The sequence below is a fragment of the Arthrobacter sp. MMS24-T111 genome, from assembly GCF_054888995.1.
The window spans coordinates 3,910,251-3,928,098 of record NZ_JBTZRO010000001.1 but is presented as its reverse complement, the minus strand read 5'-3'; the positions used below and the strand labels follow the sequence as shown (position 1 = coordinate 3,928,098).

The following is a 17,848-nucleotide window of genomic DNA, read 5'->3' as shown; positions in this document are numbered from 1 at the left end:
CCCCATCGCGGGGTCTTGCGGGGCTTCGGTAGGCTTGGCCCGGGGAAAGAAAGCCTACTGCCTGTCCCGCGAACAGGACCGTATCTGGCAACACAATCTGAGGGAAAAGTAACGCTGTGACAACTCTGCTGGGGAAGCTTGGGCTGAAGAAGCGACACAAGAAGGCCGCCGCCGGGGCTGCGTTTGGTGTGGTGGTGGCTGTGGTGGTGACGGGTGCGGTGTTGTATCCGGGGTTTAAGACCACTGAGGTTGAGTTGAATGATGGTGGCGTGTGGGTGGTGTCGAAGTCCAAGAATGCTGTTGGGCGGTTGAATTATCCTTCGCGGGTGCTTGATGGTGCGGTGACGCCGGCGTCGACGACGTTTGATGTGTTGCAGCATGCGGGTGAGGTGTTTGTTGATGATGCGACTGGTTCGACGTTGAACCAGGTGTCGCCGGCGAATATGCGCCTGGGTGGGGATAAGCGGTTGCCGGGTTCTGCTGCGGTGAGTTTTGGGGCGCAGACGATTTCGGTGACGGATCCGGCGTCGGGCAAGGTGTGGGCGGTGTCTCCGTCGACGGTGAATGGTTTTGATGAGGAAGCGTCGGAGCCTGTCATGGTGGGTTCTGAGGGGATTGTTTCCGCGGTGGGGTCTGATGACCGGATTTATTCGGCGGATCCGAAGTCCGGGGTGGTGTCCGTGACGGGGGTGGATGCCAATGGTGCGGTGACGTCCTCGGAGTCCAGTACCTGGGAGGGGTTGAAGGGTTCCGGGGATCTGCAGATGACGGTGGTGGGGGACAAGCCGGTGGTGTTGGATGCCGCGGCGGGCAACCTGTTTTTGCCCGGCGGTAAGCGGCTGGTGCTGGAGAATGCGCGGGATGCGAAGTTGCAGCAGGCGGGGCCGGGCAGTGATTTTGTTGCCGTTGCGACGCGGAAGGCGTTGTTGAAGCAGCCCCTGGACGGGGCGGCGGCGAAGACGGTCTCGTTCGATGGTGAGGGCGTGCCTGCGGCTCCGGTGCAGTTGGGTGGGTGTGTGCATGCGGCGTGGTCGGGTGCGAACAAGTACATCCGGGACTGCACCAATGATGCGGATGACAAGAATGTTGCGGTGCCGAAGGCGAGTGCGTCGCCGTCGTATGTGTTCCGGGTGAACCGGGACCTGGTGGTCCTGAATGATGTGAATTCGGGCAATGTGTGGCTGGTGAACCAGAACATGCAGCTGGTCAACAACTGGGACGACGTCGTCCCGCCCAAGAACCAGTCCGATGACCAGGACCAGGAATCGGCGGACAACAACACCATCAACGTCCTGCCTGACCGCACCAAACCCAACCGGCCACCGGAAACCAAGCCCGACGCCATCGGCGTCCGGCCTGGCCGCACTACGATCCTCAGCGTCCTGGACAACGACTCGGACCCCGACGGCGACGTCCTGACCGCTGCCGTGGCGCCGGAAGCCGCACCCAAATCGGGCACCCTCGAAAGCATCTACGGCGGCACTGCCTTCCAGATCACCGTTCCGGCGGATGCCAAACCAGGCACTGAGACCTTTAACTACAGCGCCTCCGACGGCCGCGGGCTCTCCGCCACCGGGCAGGTCACGCTCAGCGTCGTGGGGCCTGACGAAAACAAGCCGCCCAAGTTCAAGCGCGGCGAGGACACCACCATGCTGGTGGAGCAGGGCAAGACGGTCAGCCAGAACATCCTGACGGACTGGATCGACCCCGACGGCGATGATCTGGTCCTCCTCGACGCGAAGGCCGACAACGACCAGGACCAGGTCAAGGTCCGGCGCGACGGCCTGCTCACCTTCCAGGATTCCGGTGCGACCGCCGGCAAGAAGAACGTCCAGGTCACCATCTGGGACGGCCGCGCCACGGTCACCGGCAAGGTGGTGGTCAACGTCCAGCCCCCCGGCGCCCTGGCGCCGGTGGTCAACGCGGACCATGTCACCGCCGTCGTGGGCCAGGACCTGGTCATCTCGCCGTTGAAGAACGACGTCGACCCGAACGGCGGTGCCCTCCGGCTGGCCCAGGTGGAAGCCAACGGACCGGCCGAACTCGGGCCCGTCACGGACGGGGGCACCTTCACGTTCCGCAGCAGCACCCCCGGGCCGGTGTACCTGACGTACATTGCCAGCAACGGGCCGCAGAGCAGCCAGGGGCTGATCCGTGTCGACGTCGAATCCGGCAACGACGGCGGCGATCCCGTCGCGGTCCACGACGTGGCACTGATGCCCACCGGCGGCAGTGTCCTGCTGGACCCCCTGGCCAATGACTCCGACCCCTCCGGCGGCGTCCTGGTGCTGCAGTCCGTCAAAATCCCGGACAACGCCCCGGTATCGGTCAGCGTGATCAACCACAGCGTCCTGCGGATCACCGACATCCTGGGCACCAAGGACCCCCTGCTGTTCGAATACACCATGTCCAACGGCAAGAAATCCGCCACGGGCAGTGTCTCGGTCGTGCCCGTGCCGGCGCCGGCCGTGCTCGAAGCACCCCAGCCCAAACCGGACGAGGTGAACGTCCGGGTCAACGACGTCGTCACCATTCCCGTCCTTGACAACGACACCCACCCGCAGGGGCAGGAACTGACCGTGGACCCCATCCTGCCGCAGGCCGTGGACCCGGCTGACGGCAAGAGCTTCGTCTCCGAGAACACCGTCCGCTTTATCGCCGGCAGCCAGCCCAAGACGGTGCGCGCCATCTACAACGCCGTCGATCCGCAGGGCCAGAAGAGTGCCGCCGCGGTGACCATCCACATCCTTCCCCTGGAAGGTGCGGAGAACTCCCGGCCCCAGCCGCGGAACCTTACCGCCCGGGTGGTGGCTGCCGGGACGGTCCGGATCCCGGTTCCCCTCGACGGCATCGACCCCGACGGCGACTCCGTCCAGCTCACGGGCATCGACAGCACCCCCGCCATGGGCACCGCGACGGTAGGCAGCAACTTCATCGACTTCACGGCGGCCGGCGACGGCGCCGGTACGGACACGTTCCGCTACAAGGTGGTTGACCGCCAGGGTGCCGTGAACACAGGAACCGTAACGGTGGGCATCGCCCCGCGCGGAGAGGTGAACCAGAAACCCACGCCCGTGGACGACGAAGTCCGGGTCCGTCCCGGCCGCCAGATCGCCGTCGACGCCACCGCGAACGACACCGACCCCGACGGCGACCGCATCCGCATCCTCACCGACGGCATCGAAGCCGATCCCGCACTCCAGGCGACAGTCAGCAGGAACAGCGGCCGCATCATCCTCCTGGCCCCGAACGAGGCAGGAACCGTCAACGTGCGCTACACCATCGCCGATGACCGGGACGCCACCGCCCAGGCCACCATCCGCCTGGTGGTCGACAACAACGTGCCCCTGAAGGCGCCGATCGCCCGTGACGACAGGGTGACCTCAGCCCAGGCAATGGGCAAGACCGCCGTCGACGTCCCGGTCCTGAAGAATGACGAGGACCCGGACGGCGTGGGCGAGAACCTCAAGATCAGCACGGAGGCCACCACCGCCAGGCCCGGCGGCAACGGCAATGTCCTGGTAGACCTGACCAAGGATCCCCAGCTCATCCCGTACACCGTGGAAGACGTGGACGGACTGCAGTCCACCGCGGTCATCTGGGTACCGGGCCTCGGCCAGCAGGTTCCCACCCTGGCCAAGGACGACGTCATCGAGGTGGTAGCGGGCCAGTCCGTCGACGTAAACCTCAACGAATGGGTGAAGGTCCGCGAGGGCAGGTCGCCCCGGCTTACCCAGGCGGACCGGATCAAGCTCATCGGCGCCGACGGCGGCAACCCCGTCATTGGCGACGGCACCGGCCTGAAATACACCGCGGGAACAGACTACGTGGGCCCCGGGTCCCTGACGTTCGAGGTGACGGACGGAACCGGACCGGACGATCCCGCCGGCCTGAAGTCCACCCTCAGCATCCGCACCAAGGTGCTTCCGGACCCCAACAAGAACAACCCGCCCGAGCTGCTTGGCTCGGACGTGGACGTTCCCAAGGGCGACACTGCCAGCACGGACCTGGGCAAGCTGACTTCCGATCCGGACCAGGGCGACCTCGAAAAGATGAAGTATGAACTGGTGGGCGGAGCGCCCGGCGGCTTCAACGTAAGCATCGACGGCAAGACCCTGAAGGCTTCGGCGGCGGACTCCACCGCCACCGGGACCAGGGCCGCCGTCCAGGTCAAGGCCAGGGATCCGCGCGGGCTTGAGGCAACGGCCACGTACCAGCTTTCGGTGACCGCCTCCAACCGGCCCAAGCCGGTGGCCAACGACGATGTCGAGGCAAACGCCGCCGCAGGCAAGCCCGTCACCATCAACGTGCTCGCCAACGACGCCAACCCGTTCCCGGAGACCCCGCTGAAGATCATTGCTGCCAACACCGAAACGGGCAGCGGCAACGTAGGCGTCAACGGCGACTCGGTGACCGTCACTCCGGCCCCCGGTTTTACCGGGACCATGGTGGTGGCCTACACCGTGGAGGACAAGACCGGTGACGCGTCCCGGCATGCCACGGCGCGCATCCGCTTGACCGTCAAGGACAAGCCCGCGGCCCCCACCACGGCGCAGGCACAGAGCGTGGGTGACCGCACGGCGCTGCTGAACTGGACCGCCCCGGCGGACAGGGGCTCACCCATCACCAAGTACACGGTGTATGGCGAGGGCGGGTTCCGCCAGGATTGCCCGGCCAACACCTGCACCCTTAATGGCCTGACCAACAACACCACCTACCACTTCCAGGTGACGGCCACGAATGAGTTCGGTGAGTCCGACCGCTCGCCGGCCTCGGCCGACGTCCGGCCGGACGTGAAGCCCGATACTCCCATGGCGCCTTCGCTGGCCTTCGGCGACAAACAGCTGACCGTCAACTGGACGCAGCCGGCCAGCAAGGGGTCACCGGTGAAGTCTTACGACCTGGAAATCTCGCCGGCTCCGGCCGGGCAGAACGCCCAAATCCAGAACCTGACATCGGTCAGCTACGTCTGGAAGGGGCTGCAGAACGGCGTTTCCTACAAGGTCCGGGTCCTGGCACGCAACGACGCCAAGGAACCGTCCGAATGGAGCCCGTACTCGGCCGCCGAGGTGCCCGCGGGTGTTCCCGCGACGCCCACCGCGCCGAATGTGTCCCAGGCTACCCCGTTGGGCTCGCAGAGCCAGCTGCGGGTGGTCTGGTCCGCACCCAACAACAACGGCGACCCTGTCTCGTCCTACACCCTGACCACGCTGCGCGGCGGGGCTCCCGTGGCCAGCCAGCAGGTTTCGGGCACCTCGCAGAACGTCACCGTTGACAACTCCGAAACGAACTACACCTTCACGGTCTCGGCAACCAACAAGGCAGGGACCGGCGGTACCAGTCCGCAGTCCGCGGCTATCCGGGCGGCCGGCAAGCCGAGCCCGGTGAGCAGCGGCTCCGTCGCGGAGACCGGCACCAGCGGGCAGCTCAAGGTGACCTTCACGCCGCTGAGCGAGGCCCAGCGGAACGGCTCCACCGCCAGCGAGATCACCTACTCGTACAACGCCGACGGCAAGAGCGGCCCGATCGCCGCAGGCGGCGGCACCATCGGCGGCATGACCAACGGCCGGGACATCACGGTGACCATCGTGGCGACGTCCACGAAGAACACTATGTCCAGCGACGCGAAGGCCGTCGGCACGGGCAACCCGTATGGGCCGCCGAATGCGCCGGTGCTGAGCGGACAAAGTTCCAACACGCAGCAGGTCCACTGGACCTGGACTACTCCGGCCAACAATGGTCGTGCTATCGACCGCTATGAGGTCAGCTATGAAGGAGGGGGCTGGACGAGCGTCGGCATGGCCACCCGGTATGACCGTGATACGGGTGCCTGGAGCTCCACGAAGAACCTCAAGGTGCGGGCCTGTACCGTCGTGTGCGGTCCCGCAGATTCGGCCAACGCGACGAGCGGCAAAGACCCAACCCCGCCGCCGCCCACGGACTGGAACGTCACGGCCAGCCCGGTGCGCAGCTGCACGGAGCCTCGCCAAGGGACGGACAGCTACGTTGCTGGCAACCCGTCCCAGTGCACGGGCGCGGGCAAATGGCTCGACGCCGGTGCCCCGTCAACGGCCGACCGCTACCAGGTCTGGTACAAGACCTCGAACAACCCCAGCGGCATCTGGTACCACCTGAACTCCGGGATGGCCAACGGCAACTGGCTCCGCTGTGACACGTCCAACGTGGGCTGCAACCCACCGGCAGGTATGCCTAACCGCTAGGAACCGCATCCATCGTGTGGGCCTGGGACTCCCGGGCCCGCACGACAACTTTCGACCCATCAAAAGGAAGCACAATTCATGACCATGACCATGGAGCAGGCCGAGTGGTTTGCCGGGACGTTCGAAAAGCTGGTTGCCAACGTGGGGCAGGCGGTGCTGGGCAAGGAGCACGTCATCCGGCTGACCTTCACGGCGATGCTGGCGGAGGGCCACGTCCTGTTCGAGGACGCGCCCGGCACGGGCAAAACCTCACTGGCCCGGGCCCTCGCGGCCACCGTGCAGGGGTCCAACAACCGCATCCAGTTCACCCCTGACCTGCTTCCGTCCGACGTCACCGGCGTGACCATTTATGACCAGAAGACGCAGAAGTTCGAGTTCCACAAGGGCCCGATCTTCAACAACATCGTGCTCGCTGACGAAATCAACCGCGCCTCGCCCAAGACCCAGTCGGCGCTCCTGGAAGTCATGGAAGAGTCCCGGGTCACCGTGGACGGCGTCACCTACTCCGCCGGCCGGCCGTTCATGGTCATGGCAACCCAGAACCCGATCGAACAGGCCGGTACCTACCGCCTGCCCGAAGCCCAGCTGGACCGGTTCCTGATCAAGACCTCCATCGGGTACCCGGACCACGCCTCCACGGTCCGTCTGCTGGGCGGCAACAACCTGAAGGACCGCTCCAAGGAACTGTCCGCCGTCATCACCACCCAGGCTGTCGCGGACATGGCAGACCTCGCCGCCACCGCGCACGTGGATACCGCGGTGCTGGAGTACATTTCGCGGCTGTGCGAGGAGACCCGCAGCGCTCCCGAGACCCGGCTGGGCGTGTCCGTTCGCGGTGCCCTGGCCATGGTCCGGGCCGCCAAGGTCTGGGCTGCCTCGCAGGGACGGAACTTCGTCCTGCCGGATGACATCAAGGAACTGGCGCCCGTGGTGTGGACGCACCGGTTCGTGATGGACCCCGAGGCCGAATTCTCCGGCGCCACCGCCGAGGCCGTCCTGGCCAGGATCCTGGCCGACGTCGCCGCCCCGCAGCAGCGCACCAACGCCTGACCGGTCCGGCGCGCAACCAACGGCTGCACGCCGGCCCCTTTTCCTTTCCAACGCAACAACGAAGGCACACCCACATGTCCGACGGCACGTCCAGCGGCACCCCGTTGACCCGGCTCGGGGAGCGGATCCAGCTCCTTTTCCACCGGAACGGCCGCCCCACCCGCCTGCACCCCGCTGCGGTGTGGTCTGAAGCCAGCAACACGGCCCTCCTTGCCCTGACCCCGGCCTGGCGGACCATCCGCACCACCTGGCTGAAGTACGTTTGGCCGGTGCTGTCCGTGGTCAGCATCCTGGGCTGGTCCGTCCTCGCCGCTGCCGTCCTGCTGTGGACCACCGGCCAGGCGTTCGGCTGGCAGGAAGCCACGGCAGCCGCCATCGCCGCCTTCGCCATGTTCGTGATCGCGGTCGCCTTCATCCTGGGCCGGTCCTCCTACGGCGTGGTCCTGGACCTTGCCCGGACCCGCGTGGCGGTGGGGGACAGCGCCGTCGGAAGCATCGCCGTCTCCAATACCTCCGCCCGGCCGTTGCTGCCTGCGGCCCTGGAACTTCCGGTGGGCAGCACCACCGCCGTATTCCACCTGCCCCGGATGAAGCCGGGCCAGGTCCACGAGGACCTCTTCACCATCCCCACCGCCCGGCGCGCCGTCATCGTGGTGGGACCGGTCCGCTCCGTCCGGGCCGACCCGCTGCACCTCCTGCGCCGGCAGGTCCTCTGGACCGAGCCGGAAGACCTGTTCGTGCATCCGCGGACCGTAGCCCTGGCCGGCTCGGCGGCGGGCTTCATCCGCGACCTAGAGGGCATGCCAACCACGGACCTGTCCAGCGCCGACGTCTCCTTCCACGCCCTGCGCGACTACGTGCCCGGGGACGACCGCAGGCACATCCACTGGAAGACCACCGCCCGGACCAACAAGCTGATGGTGCGCCAGTTCGAGGAAACCCGCCGCGCCCACCTGGCCATCTCGCTGTCCATCAACACGGAGGAATACGCCTCCGAGAACGAATTCGAGCTGGCCATCTCGGTGGCAGGGTCCATCGGCCGGCAGGCCATCCGCGAACAGCGGGAACTGGACGTCCTCACCCAGAAAGGCCCGCTGCGCTGCGAAACCGGCCGCAACCTGCTGGATGACATGACCCGGATCGTCGGCGCCCCGATGCGCCGCACCGCCGTCGACCTTGCCCGGACCCTGGCGGACACCGTCCCCAACGCGTCCGTGGTGTTCTTCGTGGTGGGAAGCAACGTGACCGCCACCCAACTCCGTTCCGCAGCCGCCTCCGTCCCGCCCGGAGTCCGCAGCCTGGCCGTCCGGGTGGAAGCCGGCGCAGCGCCCACCCGGGCCAACATCGCAGACCTGACCGTCCTGACCCTCGGCGACCTGGCCGACCTTGCCATCGTGCTGAGAAAGGCCGCCGCATGAGCACCGCACCGGGCCAGATCCCGCAAACCCGTACACGCCGCAAAGCCCCCAGCCCGGAGTCCGCCTTCGCCCACGGCCGGCCGTGGCACTTCCTGCTCGACGCCGGCGCCCTGGTTGTCCTCTTGGGGCTGGGCCTGCTCGGCTTCGGTTTGAGCTTTGGCGGCGATCCCTACTACCTGCTGTCCGGATTCGGCGGCATCATCCTTGGCCTGGGCATTGGCGCCGCCAACGCGCACCTGCGCCTGGGCCTCCTGATCACCACGGCCCTGGCGCTGGCAGCGTACCTGGTCTTCGGGACTTGGCTGGCGGTGCCGGACTCGGCCATCGCCGGTTTCGTCCCCTCCCTGGATTCCCTGCGGACCCTGCTCCTGGGCGTCGTGTTCGCCTGGAAGGACATGCTCACCGTCGGGGTGCCGGTGGGAACTGCCGGCGGCGTACTCATCGTGCCCTTCCTCAGCTCGCTTATCACCGCACTCGTGGCCGCGCTCCTGACGTGGCGCGCGCGGAGCCCCTACCTGCCACTGCTGCCGGTCCTGGTCCTGTTCGTCGCCGGCATTGCCTTCAGCACCAACGCGGCGTTCCTGACCCTGGAGCGCGGCATTGGCCTGACAGTCCTCGGCATAGCCTGGGCCACGTTCCGCCGTGACATCCTGAGGCGGGACAGCACCCGAAGGGTTGCCGTCAACACCCCGCAGGCTGACAGCGGCACGGCCCGGCGTGCCCAAATCCGACGGCTGGGAATGGCAGCGGGCGTGATTGCCCTCAGCGTGGGCGTCACCGCCGTGGCCGCGCCCCTGGTCAACGCCGGCGAGGACCGGAAAGTCCTCCGGAACGTGGTGGTCCCGCCGTTCGACCCCAAGGACTACGTCACGCCGCTGGCGAGTTTCCGGACCTACGTCAAGGACAAGAAGGACGACACCCTGTTCGTGGTCAAGGGGCTGCCGCGGGACGGCCGGGTACGGCTGGGTGCCTTGGACGCCTTCAACGGGACCAACTACAACATGGACCCCAACGGCTCCGGCAACTTCAGCAAGGTGGGCGATGCCAAGTCCATCAACACCCTTGCCGATTCGGCCGGGGCAGTGCCCACCAAGGATTACTCGATCAACATCAACATTGAGGACTACCAGGGCTTCTTCGTCCCCGGCGGGCGGAAGACCACCGGCATCAGTTTTGACCAGTCCGGTTCCGCTGCGGCCGCAGGCCTCTACTTCAACCCCGGGACGGACACCGCCGTCACCACCAACGGCCTCACCCGCGGTGATTCGTACAGCGTCCAGGTGTCGGAGCCCGTCAAGCTTGAGCACGGCCAGCTGACCCAGTACGACTTCGCGAAAGTCTCCCTCCCGGATCCGCTGGAAGTGCCGCCCGTGGTCGGCTCCCAGGCCAACGACCTCTCCGCGGACGCCCCCACGGCAATCGACCGGGTCCGCCAGATCGAGGCCCATTTCCAGAAGACGGGTGCCTTCAGCAACGGCCTGGTCAGCGAAGGACAGCTGCCCAGCGTTTCCGGCCACGGTTCGGCCCGGATCCGGAGCCTGCTCACCGCCAAGCAGATGCTGGGCGACGACGAGCAGTACGCCGTGGCCATGTCCCTGATGCTCCGGCATCTGGGCATCCCGTCCCGGGTGGTGATGGGCTTCTATCCGGAGCCCACCAGCCCGGAAAACGGTGCCGGCGAAGTGAAGATCACCGGAAAGGACGTCCACGCCTGGGTGGAGGTTGCGTTCGAGCGCGTCGGCTGGGTCAGCTTCGACCCCACCCCGCCCAAGGACAACATCCCCATTCCGCCGGACCCGGAAAGCAAGTCAAAGCCCAAGCCGCAGGTGCTGCAGCCGCCGCCCCCGCCGCAGGAGCCCGCGGACCTGCCACCGGACTCGTCGCCGGACGCGCTGGACGCCGACCAGAAGAAGAACAATCCGTGGTTGTTCTGGGGCGCCCTGCTGGGTGCCCTGGGCGTCGTCGCCATCCCCGTGGTGATCCTTGCGCTGCCGTTGTTGCTGATCGCCCTGCTGAAGACACGACGCCGGAAACAGCGCTTCCGCGACGGCCATCCGGCCCAGCGCGTCGGCGGAGGCTGGAGCGAAGTGGTGAGCCTGGCCACGGACATGGGTGCCGCCGTCGACGCCCGGTCGACACGCCGGGAAAGCGCCGCTGTGCTGGCCGAGGCGTTCCCTGCCAGCCAGGGAACCACAACACTCCTGGCCCGCCGGGCCGATGCCTCCATCTTCGGCGCCGGCCAGCCCACGGAAGAGGAAGTCAAGGAGTACTGGACCATCGTGGACGGCTCGCTCAAGGAGATGACTGCCACCGTGGGGTTCTGGCGCCGGCAACAGGCACGTTTCTCACCCCGTTCGCTGCTGAGCGACGCCCGAACCGCGATGAACTCGGGCGGCGGGCTGTCCCTTCGCCGCTTCCGGGCTGGGCTGCCTGCGCTGGCGGCCCTGTCCGCCGGCCGTCGCCGCCCTGGCACCGGAGGTACAGACACTCCCGGCACGCCGGCAGGTGATCAACAAAGCCCCGGGGCGACTGCAAACGAACCGCAGGGCCCCGGCAGGCCGGGAACCAACGAGCAAGGACCAAGCCAGCCGGAGACCAACCAGCCGGGAACCAACGAGCAAGGACCAAGCCAGCAGTGACCTCGGACGTCGACCGTTGCCCGCGGTGCCAGCAAACGGTTCGCGCGGGAGCCACCTTTTGCGCGGCCTGCGGTGCGCCGCTGCCCAACCGGGCGGCGCGCCGCAACCGTGCCCAGGGCCCCGGCCCGCACGATGACCAGGCCGGCGCCCGGGACGGGCACGCCGCGCACGCGCCGGGGATTCCCGGTACTATCCCGGTAGTAGAAAGGCCTCCGGCAGCACAGCCGGCGGGCATCGCATATCCGGGTACCGCTCGTGCGGGCACCGATCCGGGCAGTGCCGGCGGTTCCACCAGGGTGGGGGCCGCTCCAGGGGGAGGAACGGGAATGGCAGTAAACCTCGAGCTTGTTCCGGCTGCGGCGGGCAAGCGGTTGGGCGCTGCCGTCATCGACTGGCTGCCCGGCGTGGCGGTGCTGGTGGTGACGTTCGCCATCGGCTTCGCCGGGATCACCCGTACACGAAGCGGCGGCTTCATTGTCTATGACACCTCGTCCCTGGTGCTGTTCGGCGGCATCGGCCTCGGGCTGACCCTTGCCTACCTGTTTGTGGTGCTGGGCCTCGAAGCCCGTACCGGCAAGACTCCCGGCAACCTGCTGATGGGCATCCGCAGCGCGGACCAGGACGGCTACGCGCCCGGGGCCGGAGGTGTCTTCCTTCGGGGCGTTATCACTGGCGCGGGCGTCCTGCTGTCCCTGTTGGCTGCCGTCCTGGTGGTGGTGTTCAAGTGGTTTGACGCCGCCCTGTTCATCCTCGGCCCCCTGCTCCTGCTGGGTGCCGTGTGGGCGGTGCTGGTGGTGGTTTCCAGCCAGTGGGACAAAAACGGCGGCGTGCGGGCCTGGAACGACACCGCCGCCAAGACCCTCATGTTCGATGTCAAGGCGGGCCGGGACCCCATCACCACGGGGGGCATCCAAGGCCCCTACAGCTTCGCGCCGCTGGACCTTCCGCCCGTCCAGCAGGTCCTGTCCCCGGTGGCCGGGGCCGCGACGGCCCACGCCACGGCAGCCCGGCAGTCAACGCCGCAGGCCGCCCCGCAGCCGCTGGCGGCCCAGCCGCCGGCCGCCCAGGCTCCGCTGCCGCAATTCGCCCCGCCGCAGGTGGCTGCTGCACCGCAGGCTGCTGCACCCCAGGCGGCGGCACACCAGGCTCCTGCACCGGCCGCTGCGGCTCCATCGCAGACCATGCCCTACACCAGCCCTGCCTCCTTCGCGCCGCCATCCGTGCAGGACGCCCCGTACCCCGCCACCCCGTATCCCGCAACGACCCAGAACCCTCAGCCCGTCCCGCCGAACGCCGCCCAGCCGGCCGCCGGCAGCCAAAGGTTCGCCCCGGGGGTCCAGGCGTCCACGGCAGGTCACCGGGTGCCCGGGCCGCACGTTGACGACGACGTCGAACGCACCCAGGTGCGTTCGGATGCCGGCGGGCCCGCCCCCGTGGCGGTCCTGCGGATCCGCTTGGACGACGACCGCGACTTCCAGCTGGACCGCAGCGTCCTGGTGGGCCGCAACCCGGTAGGCCAGCCCGGGGAACAGCATGCCCAGCTGCTGGCCGTGGACGATCCCGGACGCTCCATCTCGAAGACCCACCTGCATCTGCTCACCGATGGTGCGGGGATCTGGGTTACGGACCGGCAGTCCACCAACGGCAGCGCCGTGACCACCCCTGACGGCCTCCGCACCCCCTTGGCGCCGGGCGTCCCAACGTTTGTTACCCCCGGCTCCAGCGTGCATTTTGGAGACCGCACCTTTTACCTAGGACAGGCATGAACCAGCACCCCGCCAGTGTTTCCTCCACCATCCAGCCGGGGCCGGGCCTTAGCCTCACCTACGGCTACGGGACGGACAGGGGACTCCGCAGGGAGCTGAACGAGGATTCCTACATTGCGGCGGATCCCGTCTTCGCGGTGGCGGACGGCATGGGCGGCCACGAGGCCGGCGAGATCGCCAGCGGCCTGTGCGTAAGGGCCCTGGCCGGGATTCCGCAGCTCGCCACCGGTGAGCGGAGCATTACGGCCGCGGTCCTGCAGCAGTACCTGGTGCGGGCGGACAACTCGATCCGTGAAGCCGCCGGGGCACGCGCCGGCACCACCCTCACGGGCGCGGTGGTGGTGGAACAAATGGGCATGCCTTACTGGCTGGTGCTGAACATCGGCGACTCCCGCACCTACCGGCTCAGCCATGGCCGGTTCGAGCAGATCAGCGTGGACCACTCGGAGGTCCAGGAACTCGTTGATGCGGGCGAGATCACCGCCCAGGAAGCCACCGTGCATCCCCGCCGGCACGTGGTTACCCGGGCCCTGGGCACGGGGGACGAGACGGAGGCTGACTACTGGCTCCTCCCGGTCGAGGAAGGAGACCGGGTCCTGGTCTGCTCGGACGGGCTGACCGGTGAACTCGCGGACGAGGACATCCTCCGCATCCTCAGCACAGTGGCCCAACCGCAGGACGCCGTGGATGCCCTGATCCAGGCCGCCCTGCGCAGCGGCGGCAGGGACAACGTCACGGCCATCGTGGTGGACGCCAGGAACGTGGCGAGCGACGACGGCGCCGGCACCACCGCGCCACGCTACAGCCCGGCGGACCGGGACGAGGAGACGCTGCCGCGTCCGCTGGCCAACGGCGCGGCGACGCAGCCCTTGCCTGAGCAGCCGGAGGCCGGCAGGGACGTCGAGGGGGAGGCCGGCAATGACGGCCGCTAGCTACATTCCGGGCAGCTGGCTTGGTGTCGTCCGGTCCGGCACCGCCGTCCTCCTGGGTCCCGAGTCACCGGCCGAACTCGCCGGTGCCCTCTGGGAACTCCTGGCGGCCCGCCCGGAACCGCATGAGGTCCTCGCTGCCGTGACCAGCAGCTCTGGCGGGTCACTGGCCCGGATACCCTCCTTCGGCATCCTGGACTTCAATGGCTCGCTGAGGGTCTTCCTGCGCGGTAACCTCGACCTTCGCGTGGAGCAGCCCGGCGGAGCCGTGGACCTGGACGGCCGTGACGTCACCACCTGGAATGAACGCCGGTTTGTCGTCCCCGGGATGTGCCGCCTGGACATCGCTGACGCCGGCGGTGGCCAGCCCGAGCTGCCGCTCGGCGAGGGGGTGGTGTTGCTGCAGGCGCTAACGTTCGGCGTCCCGTCCGGGCCCGCCGCCGTTGCAGCCCCAGCCGCCCAGGAAGGGGCCGCAGCCACGGAAAGCCCGGCTGCAGCCACGGAAGACGCGGTTGCAGGAGAAAGTCCTGGCGAGGCACAGGGCCCGGACGACGCCGACAACCCGGTTGTCGTCGAAAGCCTGGTTGCGGTCGGCAACCCGGTTGTCGTCGAAACTCCCGTTGTCGTCGAGAGTGTGGTTGCGCTGGATTCCGCAGGGACGGCCGGGGACCCGGGTGCAGAAGCCAGCTCAACAGGTACCGACTTTGCCGGGCTGGACGAGCTCCCCGGTACCCTCGTTCCCGAGCACGGGGCATCCGCCGAGACGGTGCTGGCAGTGCTTGAGGAAGACCAGGAGGGGCTCCCCGAGGACACCGGAGACGCCCCGGAAACCGAGGGGGAAGCCGCCGACCCCGATGCCACGATTGCCCCCGGCGCCATCATCCCCACTGACCCGGCGGACGCGTCCGGCAGGGGGACGACGTTGGGCCGGCGGAGGAGGCGCCGCCGGCCGGTGACACCGGACTGGCTGACGCCGCTCCCGCGGTGGAAATGACCACCTCCTACGACCACCTGTGGGACCGCACCGTGATGCGGAATATCGAGGACGCGGCAGTCCGTGAGGACCCCGACGCCGACTCCGGCCTCGTGGCTGTCAGCCAGCAGCCCGCGCTGCCGGCGGCCGAACAGCCCGCCGCCGTGGGCGCGGGCGGCGACGCATCCACGGCCGGACAGCAGACCGGTTCCCACGCCGGGCCGGGCGCCGGGGCAGACGCTTCCGCAGGCAGCGACCCAGCCCGGGGCGCCAGGCAGGCCCCCAACCCCACCCCGGATCCCGGGCCGGAAGCGCAGGCTCCCGCCCCGCCGCCAGCCGGCGGCCTCATCGATTCCGTACCGTGGCGCACGCGCGGAGAGGCGACCGCTCCGTCGTCGGCCCCGTCCGGCCCACCCCTGGGTACACCGCCCACCTTCACTCCACTGGCAGGCCCTGAAGCGTCAGCGAACCCTGGTCCCGCGCAGGCCTTCACCGCAAGCCAGGCCCCTGCCGCCGGCTTCGATCCCGACCATGACGGCGAGACGGTCATGAAGAGCAGCCTCCCCGGCATGGCTCCGCATCCGGCGGCTCCGGCCGCCGGCCAGGACCCCGCCAATGGACCAGTGGTGCTGGCCCGGGTCTGCGCGCACGGTCACGCCAACCCGCCTACCCGCGCCCTGTGCAGTGCCTGCGGGGGCAGCCTGCTGCCGGATGCCGTCCAGGTGGCCCGCCCCAGGCTGGGACGGGTGCGCCTGTCCACCGGCGACGTGCTGGACCTCGACCAGTCGATGGTCATCGGGCGGCAACCGTCGGTATCCCGCGTCCAGGGCGGTGTGATGCCGCGCCTGGTGCAGGTGGCGAGCCCGGGCGGTGACATTTCCCGGTCCCACGTCGAGGTCCGGCTCGAAGGCTGGCACGTCATGCTCTGCGACCTGAAAGCCACCAACGGCACCGTCCTGGTGCGTGAGGGCCAGCCGCCGCGCCGCCTGGCCCAGAACGAGATGGCCATCCTGCTCGACGGCGACATCGCGGAGCTGGGCGAGAACATCTCACTGCGTTTTGAGGAGATTCCTTGAGTTCCAAACGGCCAGTAGCGCCGCCGCCCCGGATCCAGGGGTTCACGTACATCAGCCTGCTCGGCTCGGGCGGGTTCTCCGACGTCTACCTGTACGAACAGGACAGGCCGCGCCGCAAGGTGGCGGTCAAGGTACTGCTCTCCGATTTGAAGACCGAGGGCGCCCGCCGGCGTTTCGAGTCCGAAGCCAACCTGATGGCCCAGCTGTCCTCGCACCCTTACATCGTCACCATTTTCGAAGCGGAAGTGACCGACGACGGACATTCCTACCTGGCCATGGAGTACTGCTCCCGGCCCAGCCTGGATGTGCGCTACCGGCGGCAGCGCTTCAGCGTGGACGAGGTCCTGGCCGTCGGCATCCAGGTGGCGTCCGCCGTCGAAACCGCGCACCGTGCCGGCATCGCCCACCGCGACATCAAGCCGGCCAACATCCTGGTGACGGACTACAACCGCCCGGCCCTGACCGACTTCGGCATTTCCGGAACCCTGGCAGGCGACACTGACGACGACTCGGGGATGTCCATCCCGTGGTCCCCGCCCGAGCAGTTCCGGGACGGAAGCGTTGACGGCGTCATGGTGGACGTATGGGCCCTCGGCGCCACCTTGTACACCCTGCTGGCCGGCCGCTCGCCCTTCGTCATGCCCGGGGCGGACAACTCCCAACGCGAACTGATCAACAGGATCAGCAACATGGCCCTGCCACGGCTGGGCCGGGCGGACGTGCCGGAGTCACTGGAACTGGCCCTGTCCACCGCCATGGCCAAGTCCGCACAGTCCCGCTACAGTTCCGCGCACGCGTTCGCCCTGGCACTGCAGCGCATCCAGGCCGAACTGAACCTCTCCGTCACACCCTTCGAAGTGCTGGAAGAGCCGCAGCAGGAGGAAAGCCACCCGGACGACGGAACCGAGGAAACCCGGGTCCGCAGCATTGCCGCCATCGATCCCGAACGGACCGGCAGCGCACCGACGTTCCCCGCGCGCACCCGGCCCAGCCAGGCCGGCGGCACGGACGCAACCAGTCCCAGGGGAGGTGCGGCCCCGCCGTCGCACTTCACTCCCGCCGCGCCAGGCCAATGGCAGGCCGCCCCGTCCGTACCCAACTTTCCTGCCGGGCCGGCCGCACCGGAGGCAGCCGACGGCGCCGGGGCGGGAGAGTGGGCACAGTCCACCGTGCTCCGGGGCAGCGCCGCGGCACCACACTATGGCGCACCCGTCACCGGCCCGGCAGGCAGCAGGGAAGATCCGGCGTACGCCGCGGACGCTACGGTCCAGCGGGCGGTAAAAACCGCGGAGCCCCAGCAGGCGCCCGAGGCCGACCACGGCAAACGCAACCTCTGGCTCGCCCTCGCCGGCGGAACCCTGCTGGCACTTGCGGCGGTGGTGGGCGTCGTGGTGGCGAACTCGGCCACCGGCACCCCCAAGGCCGTGGAAACCCAACAGGTCAGCAAACCTCCCGCGGACGCCCTGGACAACGGCACCGTCCCCGACGTCGAAGGGCTCAAGGGCGCCATAGGGGCCGACGGGGAAGCCACCTTCACCTGGACCAACCCGCAGCCCAAGGACGGGGACACCTACAAGTGGAAGGTGTACACCATCGGCGGCAACAGTGCGGAATTCACGTCCGTCGCGAAACCACCCGTGAAGATCCGGCCCAATCCCGGCGGACAGACCTGCATCCAGGTGATGATCGTGCGCACCGACGGCGCCTTTTCACCCATGGAGGAGGGCTCCATCGCCTGCGCCGGCCAATGAGCGGCCTGCACGCACCAGCGGGGCG

General features: G+C 68.4%; 9 protein-coding genes. All 9 read left to right on the top strand.

The genetic code is table 11. The features are described 5' to 3' along the window. Positions 1-116 precede the first annotated feature (116 nt). On the top strand, positions 117-6,221 hold the full coding sequence (locus ACX5I6_RS18375; protein WP_461841400.1) for an Ig-like domain-containing protein: 6,105 nt from the start codon (positions 117-119) through the stop codon (positions 6,219-6,221). 78 nt (positions 6,222-6,299) lie between these two features. Beyond that, positions 6,300-7,271: an AAA family ATPase gene (locus tag ACX5I6_RS18370; protein ID WP_018763002.1), complete on the top strand. Its 972-nt coding sequence runs from the start codon at positions 6,300-6,302 to the stop codon at positions 7,269-7,271. Positions 7,272-7,345: 74 nt separating this feature from the next. Beyond that, the gene (locus ACX5I6_RS18365; RefSeq protein WP_461841399.1) at positions 7,346-8,689 is read left to right on the top strand and encodes a DUF58 domain-containing protein; all 1,344 of its coding nucleotides are present in this window, start codon (positions 7,346-7,348) and stop codon (positions 8,687-8,689) included. After that, complete coding sequence (locus ACX5I6_RS18360) at positions 8,686-11,328, top strand: transglutaminase-like domain-containing protein (RefSeq protein WP_461841398.1); 2,643 nt, start codon at positions 8,686-8,688, stop codon at positions 11,326-11,328. Before ACX5I6_RS18365 ends, ACX5I6_RS18360 begins: the two co-directional genes overlap by 4 nt. Next, complete coding sequence (locus ACX5I6_RS18355) at positions 11,325-13,094, top strand: RDD family protein (protein WP_461841397.1); 1,770 nt, start codon at positions 11,325-11,327, stop codon at positions 13,092-13,094. The genes ACX5I6_RS18360 and ACX5I6_RS18355 overlap by 4 nt, the downstream gene beginning before the upstream one ends. Beyond that, positions 13,091-14,026 (top strand): PP2C family protein-serine/threonine phosphatase, encoded by a 936-nt coding sequence (locus ACX5I6_RS18350; protein ID WP_461841396.1) that lies wholly within the window; start codon positions 13,091-13,093, stop codon positions 14,024-14,026. The genes ACX5I6_RS18355 and ACX5I6_RS18350 overlap by 4 nt, the downstream gene beginning before the upstream one ends. Continuing rightward, on the top strand, positions 14,013-15,017 hold the full coding sequence (locus ACX5I6_RS18345) for a hypothetical protein (RefSeq protein ID WP_461841395.1): 1,005 nt from the start codon (positions 14,013-14,015) through the stop codon (positions 15,015-15,017). The genes ACX5I6_RS18350 and ACX5I6_RS18345 overlap by 14 nt, the downstream gene beginning before the upstream one ends. After that, positions 15,014-16,072: an FHA domain-containing protein gene (locus ACX5I6_RS18340; protein WP_461841394.1), complete on the top strand. Its 1,059-nt coding sequence runs from the start codon at positions 15,014-15,016 to the stop codon at positions 16,070-16,072. Before ACX5I6_RS18345 ends, ACX5I6_RS18340 begins: the two co-directional genes overlap by 4 nt. Continuing rightward, the gene (locus ACX5I6_RS18335) at positions 16,069-17,823 is read left to right on the top strand and encodes a serine/threonine-protein kinase (protein WP_461841393.1); all 1,755 of its coding nucleotides are present in this window, start codon (positions 16,069-16,071) and stop codon (positions 17,821-17,823) included. Before ACX5I6_RS18340 ends, ACX5I6_RS18335 begins: the two co-directional genes overlap by 4 nt. The last annotated feature ends 25 nt before the right edge of the window (positions 17,824-17,848 follow it).